Annotated in this window: 13 protein-coding genes; 4 read left to right on the top strand and 9 right to left on the bottom strand. The window is 71.6% G+C overall.

The genetic code is table 11. From position 1 onward, the window contains the following. Positions 1 to 79: 79 nt before the first annotated feature. The 4 genes from OG787_RS26705 to fxsA all read right to left on the bottom strand — a co-directional run bounded on the left by OG787_RS26705 (position 80) and on the right by fxsA (position 7,064). Entirely contained in the window at positions 80 to 1,288 is a 1,209-nt protein-coding gene (locus OG787_RS26705) for an FxsB family cyclophane-forming radical SAM/SPASM peptide maturase (RefSeq protein ID WP_405536624.1), read from the bottom strand. Between the two features lie 94 nt (positions 1,289 to 1,382). Further along, positions 1,383 to 5,405, bottom strand: a complete 4,023-nt coding sequence (gene fxsT, locus OG787_RS26700; protein WP_405536622.1) for an FxSxx-COOH system tetratricopeptide repeat protein — start codon at positions 5,403 to 5,405, stop codon at positions 1,383 to 1,385. 12 nt (positions 5,406 to 5,417) lie between these two features. Beyond that, on the bottom strand, positions 5,418 to 6,749 hold the full coding sequence (fsxC, locus tag OG787_RS26695) for an FxsC protein (protein WP_405536620.1): 1,332 nt from the start codon (positions 6,747 to 6,749) through the stop codon (positions 5,418 to 5,420). Between the two features lie 132 nt (positions 6,750 to 6,881). Next, a complete protein-coding gene (fxsA, locus tag OG787_RS26690; RefSeq protein ID WP_405536618.1) occupies positions 6,882 to 7,064 on the bottom strand; it encodes an FxSxx-COOH cyclophane-containing RiPP peptide in 183 nt (60 codons plus the stop codon). Between the two features lie 206 nt (positions 7,065 to 7,270). Here fxsA and OG787_RS26685 point away from each other — a divergent pair, with 206 nt between their 5' ends. Further along, entirely contained in the window at positions 7,271 to 8,920 is a 1,650-nt protein-coding gene (locus OG787_RS26685; protein ID WP_369037661.1) for a DNA repair helicase XPB, read from the top strand. Between the two features lie 32 nt (positions 8,921 to 8,952). Here OG787_RS26685 and OG787_RS26680 read toward each other — a convergent pair whose 3' ends face one another. Continuing rightward, positions 8,953 to 9,138, bottom strand: coding sequence for a hypothetical protein (locus OG787_RS26680; RefSeq protein WP_405536617.1), 186 nt, complete (start codon positions 9,136 to 9,138; stop codon positions 8,953 to 8,955). Positions 9,139 to 9,456: 318 nt separating this feature from the next. Between OG787_RS26680 and OG787_RS26675 the strand changes: the two genes are divergently transcribed. Continuing rightward, positions 9,457 to 11,496, top strand: coding sequence for a HelD family protein (locus OG787_RS26675; RefSeq protein WP_405536615.1), 2,040 nt, complete (start codon positions 9,457 to 9,459; stop codon positions 11,494 to 11,496). A 202-nt stretch (positions 11,497 to 11,698) separates the two neighbouring features. Here OG787_RS26675 and OG787_RS26670 read toward each other — a convergent pair whose 3' ends face one another. Next, the gene (locus tag OG787_RS26670; protein ID WP_405536613.1) at positions 11,699 to 12,391 is read right to left on the bottom strand and encodes a copper homeostasis protein CutC; all 693 of its coding nucleotides are present in this window, start codon (positions 12,389 to 12,391) and stop codon (positions 11,699 to 11,701) included. 83 nt (positions 12,392 to 12,474) lie between these two features. After that, entirely contained in the window at positions 12,475 to 13,164 is a 690-nt protein-coding gene (locus OG787_RS26665; RefSeq protein WP_405536612.1) for a maleylpyruvate isomerase family mycothiol-dependent enzyme, read from the bottom strand. A 46-nt stretch (positions 13,165 to 13,210) separates the two neighbouring features. On the opposite strand from OG787_RS26665, the gene OG787_RS26660 reads away from it, so the two are divergent. Together OG787_RS26660 and OG787_RS26655 are read left to right on the top strand one after the other, a co-directional pair. Then, on the top strand, positions 13,211 to 13,918 hold the full coding sequence (locus OG787_RS26660; RefSeq protein WP_405536611.1) for a hypothetical protein: 708 nt from the start codon (positions 13,211 to 13,213) through the stop codon (positions 13,916 to 13,918). A 51-nt stretch (positions 13,919 to 13,969) separates the two neighbouring features. Next, positions 13,970 to 15,064, top strand: coding sequence for a GNAT family N-acetyltransferase (locus tag OG787_RS26655; protein ID WP_405536609.1), 1,095 nt, complete (start codon positions 13,970 to 13,972; stop codon positions 15,062 to 15,064). On the opposite strand, the gene OG787_RS26650 is transcribed toward OG787_RS26655, so the two are convergent. Continuing rightward, complete coding sequence (locus tag OG787_RS26650) at positions 15,046 to 15,345, bottom strand: DUF4031 domain-containing protein (RefSeq protein WP_369037176.1); 300 nt, start codon at positions 15,343 to 15,345, stop codon at positions 15,046 to 15,048. The genes OG787_RS26655 and OG787_RS26650 overlap by 19 nt on opposite strands. Then, positions 15,342 to 15,725 carry a hypothetical protein gene (locus tag OG787_RS26645; RefSeq protein ID WP_369037177.1) on the bottom strand — a complete coding sequence of 128 codons (384 nt, stop codon included), beginning with the start codon at positions 15,723 to 15,725 and terminating at the stop codon, positions 15,342 to 15,344. Before OG787_RS26645 ends, OG787_RS26650 begins: the two co-directional genes overlap by 4 nt. Positions 15,726 to 15,735 lie beyond the last annotated feature (10 nt).

The raw sequence follows: 15,735 nt of genomic DNA, 5'->3' as shown, positions 1-15,735 counted from the left end.
GTCGAGGCGGGCGCGGGGCGCCGCCGTCATCTCGGAACCGGCCGTGGCCGCCAACATCCCCGCACCGGCCGTCCCGCCCTCACCCCGACACCGACCGCGCCGACGCCACGACGGCCGGGACATCACGGCTCAGGCGGGCGGCGATGTGGTCGACGAGGACTGCCAGGTCCGGGCAGTAGACGGACGGGGCCGCGAAGGGGGTCGGTGTCGCGCCGGGGCGGTAGCGGTGGGCGTACAGGCCGCCGCCGCAGACCTCTGCTCGGGGGCAGGCCGTGCAGACCGGGGCGAGGCCGGCCCTGCCGCGCTGGCGGGCCCGGAACGCCTCGTGGCGGGCCGCGTCCGCGAAGGTGTGGGCGAAGACGTCCAGGCCGGTGGCCGGGGCGCCCGGGTAGGTGACCTTGAGGGAGTCTGCCTGTTCGATCGTGCCGTCGGTTTCCACCACCACCAGGTCCACCGGGGCGAGTCCGACCGACTCGCTGCGGGCCGTGCCGCCCAGCAGCAGGACCGAGATCTCCTCGAAGAGCCGGATGCCGGTCCGCCGGCTCGGGGCTTCGTACCAGTGGTCGAACACCGTGCAGAGCCAGCGCGCGTACGGCACCGGCTCCTCGGGGTCCACGCCGGGCGGAGCCGAGGGCGGGGTGGTGCGGCCGGGCAGACCGGGTGGCGGGGTGTGCCAGGTGGCGTGCGGCAGGAGCAGGTCCAGGCGGGGCGGGGCGAACTCCAGCAGTGCCTCGTACGTCTCCACCGGGTCGGCCGTCAGGTCGATCGCGCACAGTACGCCCGCGTACAGGGGGCGGTACGGGCCGTCGGCGAGGAGGCGCAGCGCCCTGGCGACTCCCGCGTGGCTGCCGCGGCCGTCCGGGCGCCTGCGGTGTCTGTCGTGGCTGGCCGGGGTGCCGTCCAGGCTGACGCCGATCCGTACGCCGTACCGGGCCAGGACCGGTAACAGCGCCGGGTCCTCCGCCAGTCGCAGGCCGTTCGTCTGGAGCGTGAGCCGGAGGGCCGCCACCCCGTCCAGGGCGTCGACCAGCACCCGCAGCAGGGCCTCCAGCCGCGCCGCGCCCACCAGCAGGGGCTCGCCGCCGTGCAGGATGACCTGGACCTCGGCCAGGGCGTGGGCGCGGGCGTGCTCGGCGATGAGGGCGGCGGCGCGGCGGACCGTCGCCAGGTCCATGGTCCGGGGGCGGTCGCGCCAGCTCTGGTCGGCCGACTCGTAGACGTAGCAGTAGTCGCACGCGAGATTGCAACGGCTGTGGATCTTCAGCAGGAACTGCCGGAAGGGAACCATGGTCCGGCCTCGCTGGATCAGGGGGTGCGGCTTGCGGGTGGCCGCAGCCTACCGTCTGTCAGTTGCCGGGCGGACCCGGTCACCTGACGCCCGCTCACGTCGTCGGCGGCTCGATGTCCGAGTCCAGGCGTATCCCCTCCGCGATCGCCCGGGCCGTCGGATGGTCCGGGCCCAGGGTTCGCCTGGCCCTCTCCAGCGCGTCGTTGTGCAGGTCGTCCGCCTCCGTCGTGCGGTTCAGGGCGCGCAGGCTCAGTGACAGGTTGGAGGTGCAGCCGATGACGTCGTAGTGGTCGGGCCCGAGGACCGGCAGCAGTCCGTCCCGTACGGCGGTCTCCAGGGCGACGGCCTCCTCGGTCCGGCCCGCCGTCACCAGGTCGTTGGCGTGGTTGAGCATGCAGCTGTACGTGTACAGGTGCGACTCCCCGAGCACGGCCCGGAGTTGCTCCGTGGTGCGGCCCGAGAACGCGAGCGCCTCCTCCACGCGGCCCAGCAGCCGCAGGTACACCGCCATGTTGCTGGCGCAGACCAGCGTGACCGGGTGCTCCTCCCCCAGGTAGTCCTTGTAGCGGCCCAGCGCCCGCTCGGCCAGCTCCAGCGCCTGGCCGATCTCGCCGAGCGCGGCGAAGTCGCTGGCCAGGTTGCAGGCGGCGGCGAGGGTGTCGTAGTGGTCGGCGCCATGGGCGAGGAGGAGGCGGTTGTAGATGTCCTGGTCGATGTCGTGGGCCTCGCCGTAGCGGCCGTCCCGGCGCAGGGCGACGGCCAGGTTCTTGCGGGCCCGCAGGGTGTCGCTGTGTCCGTCGCCGAGGATCTGCTGGTAGAGGCGGGTGGTCGTCTCCAACAGGCGCAGCGCCTCCGCCAGTTCGCCTGCCTCGCGCAGGTCGCGGGCGTAGTTGTTGGCCATGCTCAGGGTGAGCGGCTTCATGCTGCCCTGGTTCTGGCGCTGCCGTTCGTAGGCCGACCGGTGCAGTTCCAGGGCGGCCCGGCGGTCGCCGGCCAGATACTCGGACATACCGAGGTTGTTGATGTACATCAGGGTCCGCTGATGGTCCTCGCCGAGTTCCCGGAGCGCCACCTCGCAGGTGTTCCGGTCGAGTTCGCGGGCCTCCTGGTAGCGGCCGAGGGCCCTCAGGTCGGCGCCGACGTTGCCGGCCGCGGCAAGGGTGGCGGGGAACTCGGCGCCCTTGGTCGCGGTGAACCTCCGCAGCACGTCGGAGTCGAGTTCGTACGCCTCCGCGAGTCTGCCCTGCGAGCGCAGTACGTTGCCCAGCTGGGTGCGGAGTTGCAGGGTGAGCACGTCGTCGGAGCCGCTGCCCGGGAAGCCCGGCCGCCCCCAGCGTTCCAGGGTGCGGACGGCGAGATCGTGGGCCGTGGGGTAGAGACTGCGCTTCCACAGGTAGCGCACCGAGTCGATGATCAGTCTGCGGACCTCGGGGTTGGGGTCGGCCGAGGCGCGCGACGGTTCCAGGTGCGGCAGGAGTTCGTCGTACTCGTCCCAGTCGCTGGTGGCTTCCGGCTTGCCGGGGTTGGCGTCCGCCAGTGCCGTGTGCACCACCCCGCGCAGCTCCTTCCAGCGCTGTGCGCCGACGCCGTCCCGGATGACCGCCTGGACCAGCCGGTGGACGGTCAGGGTCTCGCTGCCCTGGTCGCTGCGGGCCAGCCCGAACCTGCTGAGAGCACGCAGCAGCTTGGCGACGACCATCTCGTCGCGGGGGTCGTCGGCGTCCATGGTGAGGGCGCTGGTGACGGCACGGCTGTAGAGCAGCCGCATGGGAATCGGGTCGGGGCCGAAGAAGGAGCAGATCTCCAGCATCTCGACGGCCGCCTGGTTGCGCTCGCGCAGCTCGTCCACCGCCAGCTTCCAGGTCATGGCGGCGGAGGTGGGGTACTCCCTGGGCGGCAGCGAGGTGTCGTCGAGGATGTCGGTGGGCCGGTCGCGCAGCCGGGCGAGGTACATCTCGACGGGCATGCTGCTCTGGCTGAGCCAGACCGCCGCCTGGCCGACCGCGAGCGGCAGGTCGCCGAGTTCGTGGGCGACCTGCTCGGCGTCCTCGACGGCGAGCAACGGGCTGAACCTGTTGAGGAGTTCGACGCTCTCCGCGCGGGTGAACACCTCCACCTCGGCCCGGCCGACGCTGTTGACCCAGGCCCGGTCGCGGGAGGTGACGAGCACATGCCCGCCGGGCGGCCCCTCGGGCAGCAGGCCCTCCAGTTCGGTGGGGCTGCCCGCGTTGTCGTACACCAGCAGCCAGCGTTTGTACGGCCGTCCCTGTCCGAGCGCGCGCAGCACGGCCTCGGCGGTGCCGCGCACGTCCTCGCCCTCCTCCAGGTCGAGGTAGGGGGCGAGGTCGGCGAGGGCGGAGCGGATGTAGCCGGGCTGGGCGGCGTCGATCCACCAGACCACGTCGTAGGCGGACTTGTAGCGGTGGGCGTACTCCAGGGCGGTCTGGGTCTTGCCCATGCCGCCGAGGCCGTACAGCACCTGGCTGGGTACGGCGGCGGCGGGTCCGGCGGTGAAGTGGTCGCGCAGCCGTTCCAGGAGGGGGCCGCGTCCGGTGAAGGTGAGGTTGCGGGAGGGCAGGCGCTGGGCCCCCGGTATGGAGCCGGGGAAGCTGGGCAGGGTGGTGCCGACGGCCGGGGTCGAGCCGTCCGGGAGTCGGCGGCCCGGGGGCACTCCGAGTACGGCGACGAGCTGGTCGAAGGCCTCGGCCGGGCCGCTGCGGCCGAGGTCGGCGGCCGTGGTGTCGAGGTAGGCCTCGGCGGCGGCCGGTTCGAGGTCCTGGATGCGGACCGCGAGCATGCCGGGGCCGTCGACGGTCTCGTGCCCGGCGAGCTGGAAGCGGATCGCGGCGGCCCGGGGCTGGGCCGCGTACTCGGGGGACAGCAGGGCCAGCAGGCGCCCCTGGCCGTTCAGGGTGCCGGCCACCTCGGGAAGCACGCCGCCGACCGGGCCGACGGTGCTGTGCAGGGAGACCTGGTAGCCGACCGACTCCAGGGCCTCCGCCGCCCACTCGGCCCACATACGGCCCAGCGGTGCGTAGCTGACGTAGATCTGGGTGGGCAGGGCGCGGGGGACGCGCAGATAGGCGCTGCGCAGTTCGGCGCGGCGCTCCGGGGGCAGCGGGGCGAGGCGGCGCACCTGGCCCTCCGAGATCCATTCGGTGAGCCGCTCGAACGCGGTGAGCAGCGAGCGTTCCTGGCGCGGCCGGTCGGCGACCGTGGCGGGTATCTCCTCGTAGGCGTAGAACGCCTTGTACGGGATCTCGATCTCGCCCCAGTAGCGGGCGTGCTCCTCCTCGCCCAGCCAGGACAGGAAGGGCCCGAACTCGGTGCGGCAGAAGTCCCGTCCTGCCTCAAGCCGTTCGGTCTCGGCCTCCTCGACCCGCATGGGTACCGGCAGCACCCTGATGGGCCGGGGCGCGGTGCGCTGTACGGCGGCTGCCGCGTCGACCCCGCCCCGGATGCTCTGGACGCTCATGGTGAAGCAGTCGACGAGGATGTCGGGGAGCAGGATCGTACAGATGCCGGAGGTGTCACTGACACCGGTCCGGCTGTCGATCAGCACATAGTCGTACTTGGAGATCATCTCCTCGCGCAGGGCCTGGAGGAAGTGCCCGCCGCCGCGCTGGTCGTAGAAGGTGTGCCAGTTGAAGCTGGTGACGGCGGCGGAGTAGGCGGCCGACTGGCGCCCGGCGGGCACGAAGTCGAGCCGGCCGCCGGAGGGCAGCTCCAGGAGCAGTCCGATCGTGTACGGCGACAGGTCGGCGGCGGTCCGCAGCCAGTCGTCGGCCGTGGCGGTGGCGGCCGGGCGGGGCTGCTCCGGACCGCCCCCGGCGGGCGTGGCACGGACGGCCGGCTCCTGGGGGCTCAGCACGGTCCGTACGTACGACTGCACCATGTTGATCAGACCGTTGGAGGAGCGCAGCTCGGGGTCGACCAGCAGCGGGTGCAGATAGCGGTGCAGGCCGGGCGCCTCCAGGTCCCAGTCGACCAGCAGGACCCGGTGGCCGGCGCTGGCGAGGATCCAGCCGACGTTGGCCAGCGCCATGGTGCGACCGGTGCCGCCCTTGTACGAGTAGAACGTGACGATCTTGCCCGGTCCGGTAGGCCTAGTGGTCATCGTCGTGTGTCCTTAGTAGCGAGGCGCGGGCGGTCCGCCGGGTTCCTCGGAGTCGTAGGGGTCGTCGGGGTCGTGTCCGCCGAAGTCCCGGGGCGGCTCCTGCGGAGCCGAGGGCGCCGGGCCCGGGATGGTGAGGCCGTGCAGCGGCGGCGGGGGCGGGCCCACCGGGAGCCGGAAGGGGGTGACGCTCTCCATCTCCATCAGCCGGTTCTGCGCCACCGTCAGCATCACGGCGAGCCGGTCGTCGAACTCGTCGGCGTCCACACGCACCCGGAACAGCGGGTCGTGCGGGTCGTTGCGCCGACGCCAGTTGCGCCACAGCACCTGGCTCAGGTCCTGCCATATGCCCTCGCCGACGGACTCCTCGTCGGCGTCGTGGCAGGGCACCAGGACGCCGGTGGCCGGGCGGTACTGGCCGTCGTACTCGGCGAGCACGTCCCGGTAGGCCTCGGAGCGCACGGCCCACGGGTCGACCAGCAGGATGCTCGTCTGGTTGTTCACCATCGTCTCGTCGAGGCGCCCGCTCAGACCGGCGTCGACGACCTCGATGTTGCTGGTGTACCCCTCCTCCACGATCACCTTCTGCGCCCGGTGGGCGACCGTGGGGTACTTGGGCGGGTGGTACGGCGTCCACTCGCGCGGGGAGCGCCCGTAGTACTCGGGCCGCTGCCGCCCCTCCGGCAGCGGGTCGGCGACCCCGGCGGCCAGGAAGACCTGGACGTGCCCGGTGCCGGGTTCCGCGGGCCGCTGCTGCTCGGCCACCGGGAACAGCCCGCGCACCTCACTCAGATCGAGGCCGGGGGTGAGCGGCAGCCGGAAGCGGTCCGCGGCCATCCGCACCCGGGCGGCGACCTTCTCGACGACCGTGCGGTACACCGGGCCCGTCGGGTCGGTGCGCAGGATGTGCATCAGCCCGTGGGTGGCGTAGTCCTGACCCATCCCGGCCTCGTTGTACTGATAACGGGCGATCCCGTCGGGCAGCTCGCCCTCCATGGGAGCCCACAGCACCGGGACGAGGGCCGGCACGTCGATCTCGGTCTCCTGGCGGTACTTGTCCAGCCGCTCCCGGAACGCCGTCCACTCCTTGCCGCAGTACTCGCTGCTCAGATAGGAGGGGGAGTACAGCGCGACGAACGCACGGCAGTGCCCGACGGCCCCGCCGAGCACCCGCGCCCAGTCCGCGCCGAGGCCGAGGCGCTCGACGTCCCGGAACGGCGGCTGTGCGGACGGATCGGCGCCGATGCGGCGCAGCTCCAGTGCGAGATCGTCGTAGAACCGCTTCACGAACTCGTCGCGATCGTCCTTCCGCGCATAGCTGAGGAAGAAGTACGGCTCCTGAACCAAAGCGCCCCCCGATACCTCCCGGGCCGACTTGACGGCATGCCGCCTGTATGCCGGTGCACGTCCGGGTCATGGTCATACCCAGAGCGGTACCGGCTCAAGCTGCCCGACCCGATCCCGAATACCGCTCCGATGTCAGATCGAGGATTCGAAGGCCGCGTACGGCACCCCGACCGGATTGACCGCCTCGTCGGCCACACGTCGCAGCATCGCTCCCAGCACGTTGTCCGGCAGCTTTTCGAGCAGTTCGTCCAGCGCGTCCATACTCAGGTCTGAGACGTCGAGCAGACATGAGTCGATCCGGGCGCTAGCGTCCATCGGCATCCTTCGCACATACGCGTGCGCTGTCGAGGTCCATGGCACGCGAAACCGGACGCAGCGTATCGGGACTGGGACGCCTGATCCAGAACAACCCCCCACTCCGTAACCTCCGCACAGCCTTTCGTAGCCGACGCCGCCCCCGGGGTCACCCCCGCGATGGGGCACACTGGACGTTTGACCGTACGGAAGGGATGTGTACGTACGTGAATGGTCCACTCATCGTCCAGTCGGACAAGACCCTGCTCCTGGAGGTCGACCACGAGCAGGCCGGCGACTGCCGTCGGGCCATCGCGCCGTTCGCCGAGCTGGAGCGCGCCCCCGAGCACATCCACACCTACCGGGTGACCCCGCTGGGCCTGTGGAACGCGCGGGCGGCGGGGCACGACGCCGAGCAGGTCGTCGACGCGCTCGTGCAGTACAGCCGCTATCCCGTGCCGCACGCGCTGCTCGTCGACATCGCCGAGACGATGGACCGCTACGGACGGCTGACGCTGAGCAAGCATCCGGCGCACGGGCTGGTCCTCACGACCACCGACCGTCCGATCCTCGAAGAGATCCTGCGGTCGAAGCGGATCACCCCGCTCGTCGGCGCCCGCCTCGACCCGGACACCGTGGCCGTGCACCCCTCCGAGCGCGGGCAGATCAAGCAGGTGCTGCTGAAGCTGGGCTGGCCGGCCGAGGACCTCGCCGGGTACGTCGACGGCGAGGCACACCCGATCGAGCTGGCGGAGGACGGCTGGGCGCTGCGCCCGTACCAGCAGCAGGCCGTGGAGAACTTCTGGCACGGCGGCAGCGGAGTGGTGGTCCTCCCCTGCGGCGCGGGAAAGACGCTGGTCGGAGCCGGTGCGATGGCCGAGGCGAAGGCGACGACGCTGATCCTCGTCACGAACACGGTCTCGGCCCGCCAGTGGAAGCACGAGCTGGTGAAGCGGACGTCGCTGACCGAGGAGGAGATCGGCGAGTACAGCGGCACGAAGAAGGAGATCCGCCCGGTCACGATCGCGACGTACCAGGTGCTGACGACCCGCCGGAAGGGCGTCTACCCGCACCTGGAGCTGTTCGACTCCCGCGACTGGGGCCTGATCGTGTACGACGAGGTGCACCTGCTGCCGGCCCCGGTCTTCAAGTTCACGGCGGACCTACAGGCGAGGCGACGACTCGGTCTCACGGCGACCCTGGTCCGCGAGGACGGCCGCGAGTCGGACGTGTTCTCCCTCATCGGCCCGAAGCGTTTCGACGCGCCGTGGAAGGAGATCGAGGCGCAGGGCTACATCGCGCCGGCGGACTGCGTGGAGGTGCGGGTGAACCTGACCGAGTCGGAGCGGCTCGCGTACGCCACCGCCGAGACGGAGGAGAAGTACCGCTTCTGTGCGACCACCGCGACCAAGCGCAAGGTCACGGAGGCGATCGTGCGCCGCTTCGCCGGGCAGCAGATCCTCGTCATCGGCCAGTACATCGACCAACTGGACGAACTGGGCGAGCACCTGAACGCGCCCGTCATCAAGGGCGAGACCCCGAACTCGCAGCGCGAGAAGCTCTTCGAGGCGTTCCGGCAGGGCGAGATCAGCGTGCTGGTGGTGTCGAAGGTCGCGAACTTCTCGATCGACCTGCCGGAGGCGACGGTCGCCATCCAGGTCTCGGGCACGTTCGGTTCACGCCAGGAGGAGGCCCAGCGCCTGGGCCGGGTACTGCGCCCGAAGGCCGACGGCCACAAGGCGCACTTCTACTCGGTGGTCGCCCGGGACACGATCGACCAGGACTTCGCGGCACACCGCCAGCGGTTCCTGGCGGAGCAGGGGTACGCGTACCGGATCGTGGACGCGGACGAGCTGTTGGCTTCGGACGAGAGCTGACGGGCTGACCGGTGCTCCTGGCGGAGCGCCGCTCACCTGCGGCGCACGCCCGCCTCCTCCCCGTATTCGCCGAGGAGTACGACGCTCAGGGCGGCGCCGGTGAAGACCTTGACGGCGCGGAGGGCGTCGCCGAGGCGGTGGCTGTGGCCGCCCTTCGCGGCGGTGGCGCCGGGGCGGCTGGAGGACACGGACGCGGGGGTGAAGGTTGCTGCGCTCATGTATCCATGGTTGCCGCCGGGGCCCGCGATGCCATCGGTCTGCGGGGCGAACCTCGGTCGTATCGCCGTACGACTCCGGGTGGACGTCTCCTCTATAAGAAGGTGGAGCCTGCCCCCTAGGGGACTGCGGATGACGTAGCCGGGGGCGCGCGTGCCGGAGGCGTCGAAATTGATTGGCCTCCGCCTCCTCACCTCCCCTAAAATCTCCGCTCTTGCCCGCCTCCCGCTCACGGAGTGCCGCCGCCCGGACGGAAACCGGGTGGCTCTCGATGTCACACCCCAGCAGCAGATACGCAGCAGGTATCCGGAGGCACCCCCTTGTCCAGCTCCACCGACGACCCCCTGGGCCGCGAACGTTCCCATCTCTCCGACTCCCGGGCGGCCCTCCGGGCCATGCGTGAGGACGCGGAGGCCCTCGACATCAAGGACGTCACCGCGAACTGGGTCAACGCGGCGGTGCTCTCCCACCAGATCGAGGAGCGGATCAAGGCCCTCGCCGACCTGAGCCACACCCCCCTGTTCTTCGGCCGCCTCGACTACCTCCACGCTCCCGGCGCCGAGCAGGCCGAGGGCGCGGACGGGGAACGGTTCTACATCGGGCGCCGGCACGTCCACGACGCCGACGGCGACCCCATGGTCATCGACTGGCGTGCCCCGGTGTCCCAGCCGTTCTACCGGGCGTCCAAGAACGCCCCGATGGACATCGGACTGCGCCGCCGTTTCGGGTACACCGGCGGCGACCTCACGGCCTACGAGGACGAACACCTCTCCGACCCCGCCGAGGCGGCGGCCACCAGCAAGCTGCTCCAGCAGGAGATCGAGCGCCCGCGCGTGGGCCCGATGCGCGACATCGTGGCGACCATCCAGCCCGAGCAGGACGAGATCGTACGCAGCGGGCTGAGCGGCTCGGTGTGCGTGCAGGGGGGTCCGGGTACGGGGAAGACGGCCGTCGGCCTGCACCGAGTCGCATACCTGTTGTACGCCCATCGCGAGCGACTGGCCCGCACCGGCACCCTCGTCATCGGCCCGAACAGCTCCTTCCTCCACTACATCGAGCAAGTACTGCCCGCCCTGGGCGAGTTGGAGGTCAAGCAGGCGACGGTCGACGACCTGGTGGCCCACGTGGAGGTGCGCGGCACGGACGACGCGACGGCGGCCGTCATCAAGGGCGACGCGAGGATGGCGGAGGTGCTCCGCAGAGCGGTGTACTCCCATGTGAGCCTGCCGACGGAACCCGTGGTCGTGGTACGGGGCTCACGCCGCTGGCGAGTCCCGGCATACGAACTCGAAGTCATCGTCCGGGAGTTGCTGGACCGGGGCATCCGGTACGGCGCCGCCCGCGAGGCCCTGCCACAGCGCATCGCGCACGCGGTGCTGGTGCAGATGGAACGGTCGGGTGAGGCGCCCGACGACCGTGTCCAGGACGCCGTGGCCCGCAACACGGCGGTGAAGGCGGCGGTGAAGACGCTCTGGCCGCCGGTCGACCCCGCGAAACTGGTCCTGCGCCTCCTGACCGACGCCGATTTCCTGGCCGTCCACGCGGCGGGGATCCTCGACGAGGACGAGCAGAAGGAGATCCTCTGGGCGAAGCCGGTCCGGTCGGTGAAGTCGGCCAAGTGGTCAGCCGCGGACGCCGTGTTGATCGACGAGACGACCGACCTGGTCCAGCGCACGCACTCGCTCGGGCATGTCGTCCTGGACGAGGCGCAGGACCTCTCGCCGATGCAGTACCGGGCGGTGGGCCGCCGCTGCACGACGGGCTCGGCGACGGTCCTGGGCGACCTGGCACAGGGCACCACGCCCTGGGCGACGCGGAGTTGGGAGGAGGCGCTCGGTCACTTGGGCAAGGGTGACGCGGTGGTGGAGGAGCTGACGGCGGGCTTCCGAGTCCCGACGGACGTGATCACGTACGCCTCCCGCCTGCTCCCGCACATCGCACCGGGCCTGACCCCGGTGGCGTCGGTCCGCGAGAACCCGGGCTTCTTCGAGGTGAGGGAGATCGGCGATACGCCCGAAGTGGTGAGCGCCTGCGAGGAGTTGCTGCGCAACGAGGGCTCGACGGGCCTGATCGCGGCGGACGCGCGAATCCCGGCGCTGGCGGAGGCGCTGGGGGAGGCGGGCATCGGGTTCCTGTCCCCCGGCGAGGAGACGACACAGGAGACCCGCCTGACCCTGGTCCCGGCGTCGTTGGCGAAGGGCCTGGAGTACGACTACGTGGTCCTGGACGAGCCCCGGGCGGTGGTGGACGGCGAGCCCGACGAACGCACGGGCCTGCGGCGCCTGTACGTGGGCCTGACCCGGGCGGTGTCGGGGTTGATCGTGACGCATGCGGCGCCATTGCCGGAGGAACTGGCCTGACGTCGGCGCGGGAAGGTTTCTCGCCCCCGCCGCCCCTACCCGTTCCCGTCCCTCGGGGGCTCCGCCCCCGAACCCCCGCTCCTCAAACGCCGGAGAGGCTAGGTTTTTCAGCCCGTCCGGCGTTTGAGGACAAAGGGGGTCTGGGGGCGCAGCCCTCAGGGATGGGACGGGTAGGGGCGGCGGGGGCGAAGGAAAACCGCGCTCAGCCCGCGTCCAACGCCTCCCGCCACCCCTCCACCGCCCCCGCAGACACCGGCCGCCCCCACCCCTCCGGCCGAGCCGCCCCACCGATGTGAAACGCGTCCACCCCAGCCGCCCGCAACCCCGGCACATGGTCGAGCCGCAACCCCCCACCCACAAGAAGCCGCTGCTCATACCCGGGCTCCCCACACCTCGCCGCCTCGGCGAGCAACGTGGCGAGCCCGTCGTCGACGCCGACAGGCGAGCCGGCGGTGAGGTAGGTGTCGAGCCCGGGCAGACCGTCGAGCTGCTTGCGCACGGCGTCCCGGTCGACGGCATGGTCGAGCGCCCGGTGAAACGTCCACGGGCACCCGTCGAGCACACCGACGACCCGCTCGACGGCACGGAGATCGACCCCGCCCTCGGCGTCGAGAAACCCGAGCACGAACTGATCGGCCCCGGCCCCCCGCAGCTCCCGAGCCACCCGCACCACCCGGTCGACGTCCCCGGCGGCAAACCCGTCCGCCAACCGCAGCATCACCCGCAACGGAATGTCGACAGCCGCCCGGATCTCCGCGAAGGCCGCGACCGTCGGGGTGAGCCCGTCGGCCGCCATGTCGGTGACCAGTTCCAGCCGGTCCGCACCTCCGGCCTGGGCGGCGACGGCGTCCTCGACACCGAGGGCGATCACCTCCAGGACTGCACGCTGGCCCATCGGACCCCTTCCCTTGGTCGCCCTTGGAGCACTACAGGTCTAGTCCAATCCAAGCGTACGCCCATGAGGTCCGCCCCCGTCCCTCACCCCCCGAACATGTTCAGCTCCCCCGCCTCCACCCCCACCAGTTCGAACTCCCCGGCCCCCGCCCCTGACACCGACCGCCCCGCATACAGCCGTACAAGCGAAGCCGCACCCCCGATGAACCGCCCCGGCGTCCGCACCCCCGACGCATCCCCCAACCGCAAGGGCTCGTCCAGCTCATCGACATCGGCATGCAGCGGCACCAGCCCACGCTCCCGGCTCAGCCGCGCGAGCAGCGGCAGCGCGTACGCCAGCCCGGGCCCCTCGTACGCCCCCGGCTCGCCAAGGGCCTCCCGTACGTCACCGGCGTGCACCCACTCCCCCAGCGCGGCCCCGTCCAGCCTCCCGCCGGCCCTGGCGATCGCATCCCCCGCCTCACCCATCACCCGCTCCAGCTCGTCCACGACCTGCGCGTTCGTCCAGTCGCCCCGCTCGGCGATGTCCCGGGCGTTGGACTCGGGCGAGAAGGCCCCCTTCTCCAGCCGCCCCTCCACCACCCTCAGCAGCACGGCCGAACAGTGCGCGAGCACATCCCGCACGGTCCACTCCGGACACCCCGCGGTCACGATCCCGAAGTCGGACTCGGACCGGGCCCGCAACAGCGGTATCAGCGCGTCGCGCTCAACGATCAGGAGCCGCCCGGGCAGCTCGGGGTCACGTACATCACTTACATCGGCAGAAGACGTCATGCCTCCCACGCTAGGGGCGGAAGCGGCCGACCGGGAGAATGCCCCCATGCCCGATCAAGCCGATCCAGACACCCTCGGCGCCCTCGACGCCCTCCGCACCCGCTGGGCCCAAGCCCTGAAATCAGCCCAAGCCACCACCTCCCACCGGCCCCCCGCCGACCCCACCCCCTACGCCGACAACCTCCTCACCCGCTACCAGGAACCCCAGCGCCGCTACCACACCCTCACCCACCTCACCGCGGTCCTGGACCACATCGACGTCCTGGAGCAGGCCGAGGCCGGGTACGCCCCCGACCCCGGCCTGGTCCGCCTCGCCGCCTGGTTCCACGACGCCGTGTACGCCCCCGACCGCTCCGAGAACGAGGAGCGCTCCGCCCGTCTCGCCGAGCGCGCGCTCCCCGAGGCCGGCGTATCGGCGACGGACACGGCCGAGGTGGCCCGCCTGGTCCGCCTGACCGTCACCCACGCCCCGGCGCCCCACGACCACAACGGCCAGACCCTGTGCGACGCGGACCTCGCGATCCTGGCCGCGCCCCAGGAGACGTACGCCGCCTACACGGCCGCCGTCCGCGAGGAGTACGGCTTCGTCCCGGAGGACGCCTTCCGGGAGGGCCGGGCAGCGGTACTGCGCCAACTCCTCGCCCTGCCACGGCTGTTCCGGACGCCGTACGGAGCACAGGTGTGGGAGGAGCCGGCGCGGGCCAATGTCGCGGCGGAGCTGAAGCGGCTCGAAGCCGCACCCGGGCCGCTTTGATCCCCTTTAATTCCGTGTCCGTACTCCCACCCGACCACCTATCCTCGCCGCATGCTGAGCATGGGTGCGGACGAACTGGACGAGGCCGTCGCGAGCGTGGTGGCGCTGCTGCGGCCGGCCGTGGACCGGGACTGGACAGGCGTCAACGCCGGTGGGCTGGAGTGGAGTTGCCGGCGGACCGCCGAGCACATCGTCGCCGACTTCGTCGCGTACGCCACCCGGCTGGCGGGCCGGGCAGAGCACGGCTACCTCCCCCTCAGGATCAGCTTCACGAGCGAGGACGGCCTGAACGCCGCCGACAACACGGACCTCCTCGACGTCATCGCCGCGACCGGCGCCCTGCTCGGCGCCGCCATCCGCACCGCACCCCGCGACACACGGGCCTTCCACCCGCTCCCCTTCCGCAGCGCGAACCGTGAGGGCTTCGCCGCGATGGGCATCGCCGAAGTACTGCTGCACACCCACGACATCGCCGAGGGACTCGGGCTGCCGTACGAACCACCCGCGCAGCTGGCCGAGTTCGTCCTCGCCCGGATCTTCCCGGAGGTCCGGCCGGGCCCCGACCACTGGCGGAACCTGCTCTGGGCGACCGGCCGCGCCGACCTCCCCGGCCGCGCCCGGCTCACCGAGTGGCAATGGACGAACAACCACGTCCTCGACACCGAACGCCTCCGTCTGGAGGGCGTCACCCCGGCCGCCGCGGCCGACCTGAGCACGGGCGGCACCGGCGGCTTCGACTGGATCGAGGGCGGCCCCTTCGACGGCACGCGCGAGGCCGCCGGGATGGTGGTCAAGTCGTACGAAGCGGGCGTACACCGCCCGGAGTTCGGCCTGTACGTCCTCGTACGCCGTGAGGACGACCGCGCGGTCGGCGGCATCGGCTTCCACGGCGTCCCCGACGAGGACGGCAAGGCCGAGGTCGGCTACGACCTCGCGGAGGCGGCTCGCGGCAACGGCTACGCGACGGAGGCGCTGCTCGCCCTGAAGGAGTGGGCGCTGGGGGCCCGGGACGACGTACGGTCCCTGTTCGCGACCATCGAGCCGGGCAACACCCCGTCCCAGGCGGTGATCGCCCGCGCCGGATTCGTGCGCGTCAGCGAGGAACTCGACGAAGAGGGGCTCCAGGCCTACGAGTTGCGCGGCTGACGCCCCGGACTGTCGGTCCGGCCCGGCGCCTTCCGTCTGCGCAGCCCCGCCCCGTGCAGCAGCCGTACGACCTCGCGGCTGCTGACCTCCACCGCCCCGGCCGCCACCACATCCCCGTACCGATGCGACGGAATGTCGTAGTGGTCGCGCTCGAAGGCCCGCCGAGGCACCCCCAACTCATCGGCGAACGCGTGCAGTTCGTCGTACGAGACGTCGCTCACGAGGTGGGACCACAGCCGCCCGTGCCCCGGCCAGACCGGCGGGTCTATGTAGACGGTCACGACGAGACGGTCCCGCCCGTGGCGCCGCCCAGCGAGCCCAGCTCCGCCACCCGTACCCCCGCCTTGTGGCACACCCAGTGCGGGTCGGGGCCCAACTCGGGCTCCACCTCCAGGGCGTGTGGATCGCCTGCGCCGCAGACCGGGCACAGGGGCCAGCGGCCGTAGCTCTCCAGGAGGGCGTCCTGAACGTCCTGGGCGACCAGGCCCGCCACGTACCCGGAACCCTCCGGCCACTGCTCGACCCACCACCGGCGCTGTACGACCGACTCCTCGACCATCGAGACCACATCCGCCTCGGCGACCTCGCCCGCGACCAGGTCGGCGAGCACGAGGGCGCGGGCCGAGTGCAGCGCCTGCTCCAAGGGGGTGATGGGGGTCATGCACCCATTG

This window comes from Streptomyces sp. NBC_00075 (genome assembly GCF_045041225.1).
In the GTDB taxonomy this organism is placed as follows: domain Bacteria; phylum Actinomycetota; class Actinomycetes; order Streptomycetales; family Streptomycetaceae; genus Streptomyces; species Streptomyces adonidis.
Note: the sequence above shows the minus strand (reverse complement) of the source record. Positions and strands in the feature narration are given on the sequence as shown.

What these genes read in the sequence shown, in the direction of transcription:
- OG787_RS26705 (WP_405536624.1), bottom strand. Translation starts at nt 1,288, where the DNA reads ATGGTTCCCTTCCGGCAGTTCCTGCTGAAGATCCACAGCCGTTGCAAT.
- fxsT (WP_405536622.1), bottom strand. Translation starts at nt 5,405, where the DNA reads ATGACCACTAGGCCTACCGGACCGGGCAAGATCGTCACGTTCTACTCG.
- fxsA (WP_405536618.1), bottom strand. Translation starts at nt 7,064, where the DNA reads ATGGACGCTAGCGCCCGGATCGACTCATGTCTGCTCGACGTCTCAGAC.
- OG787_RS26680 (WP_405536617.1), bottom strand. Translation starts at nt 9,138, where the DNA reads ATGAGCGCAGCAACCTTCACCCCCGCGTCCGTGTCCTCCAGCCGCCCC.
- OG787_RS26670 (WP_405536613.1), bottom strand. Translation starts at nt 12,391, where the DNA reads ATGGGCCAGCGTGCAGTCCTGGAGGTGATCGCCCTCGGTGTCGAGGAC.
- OG787_RS26665 (WP_405536612.1), bottom strand. Translation starts at nt 13,164, where the DNA reads ATGACGTCTTCTGCCGATGTAAGTGATGTACGTGACCCCGAGCTGCCC.
- OG787_RS26660 (WP_405536611.1), top strand. Translation starts at nt 13,211, where the DNA reads ATGCCCGATCAAGCCGATCCAGACACCCTCGGCGCCCTCGACGCCCTC.
- OG787_RS26655 (WP_405536609.1), top strand. Translation starts at nt 13,970, where the DNA reads ATGCTGAGCATGGGTGCGGACGAACTGGACGAGGCCGTCGCGAGCGTG.
- OG787_RS26645 (WP_369037177.1), bottom strand. Translation starts at nt 15,725, where the DNA reads ATGACCCCCATCACCCCCTTGGAGCAGGCGCTGCACTCGGCCCGCGCC.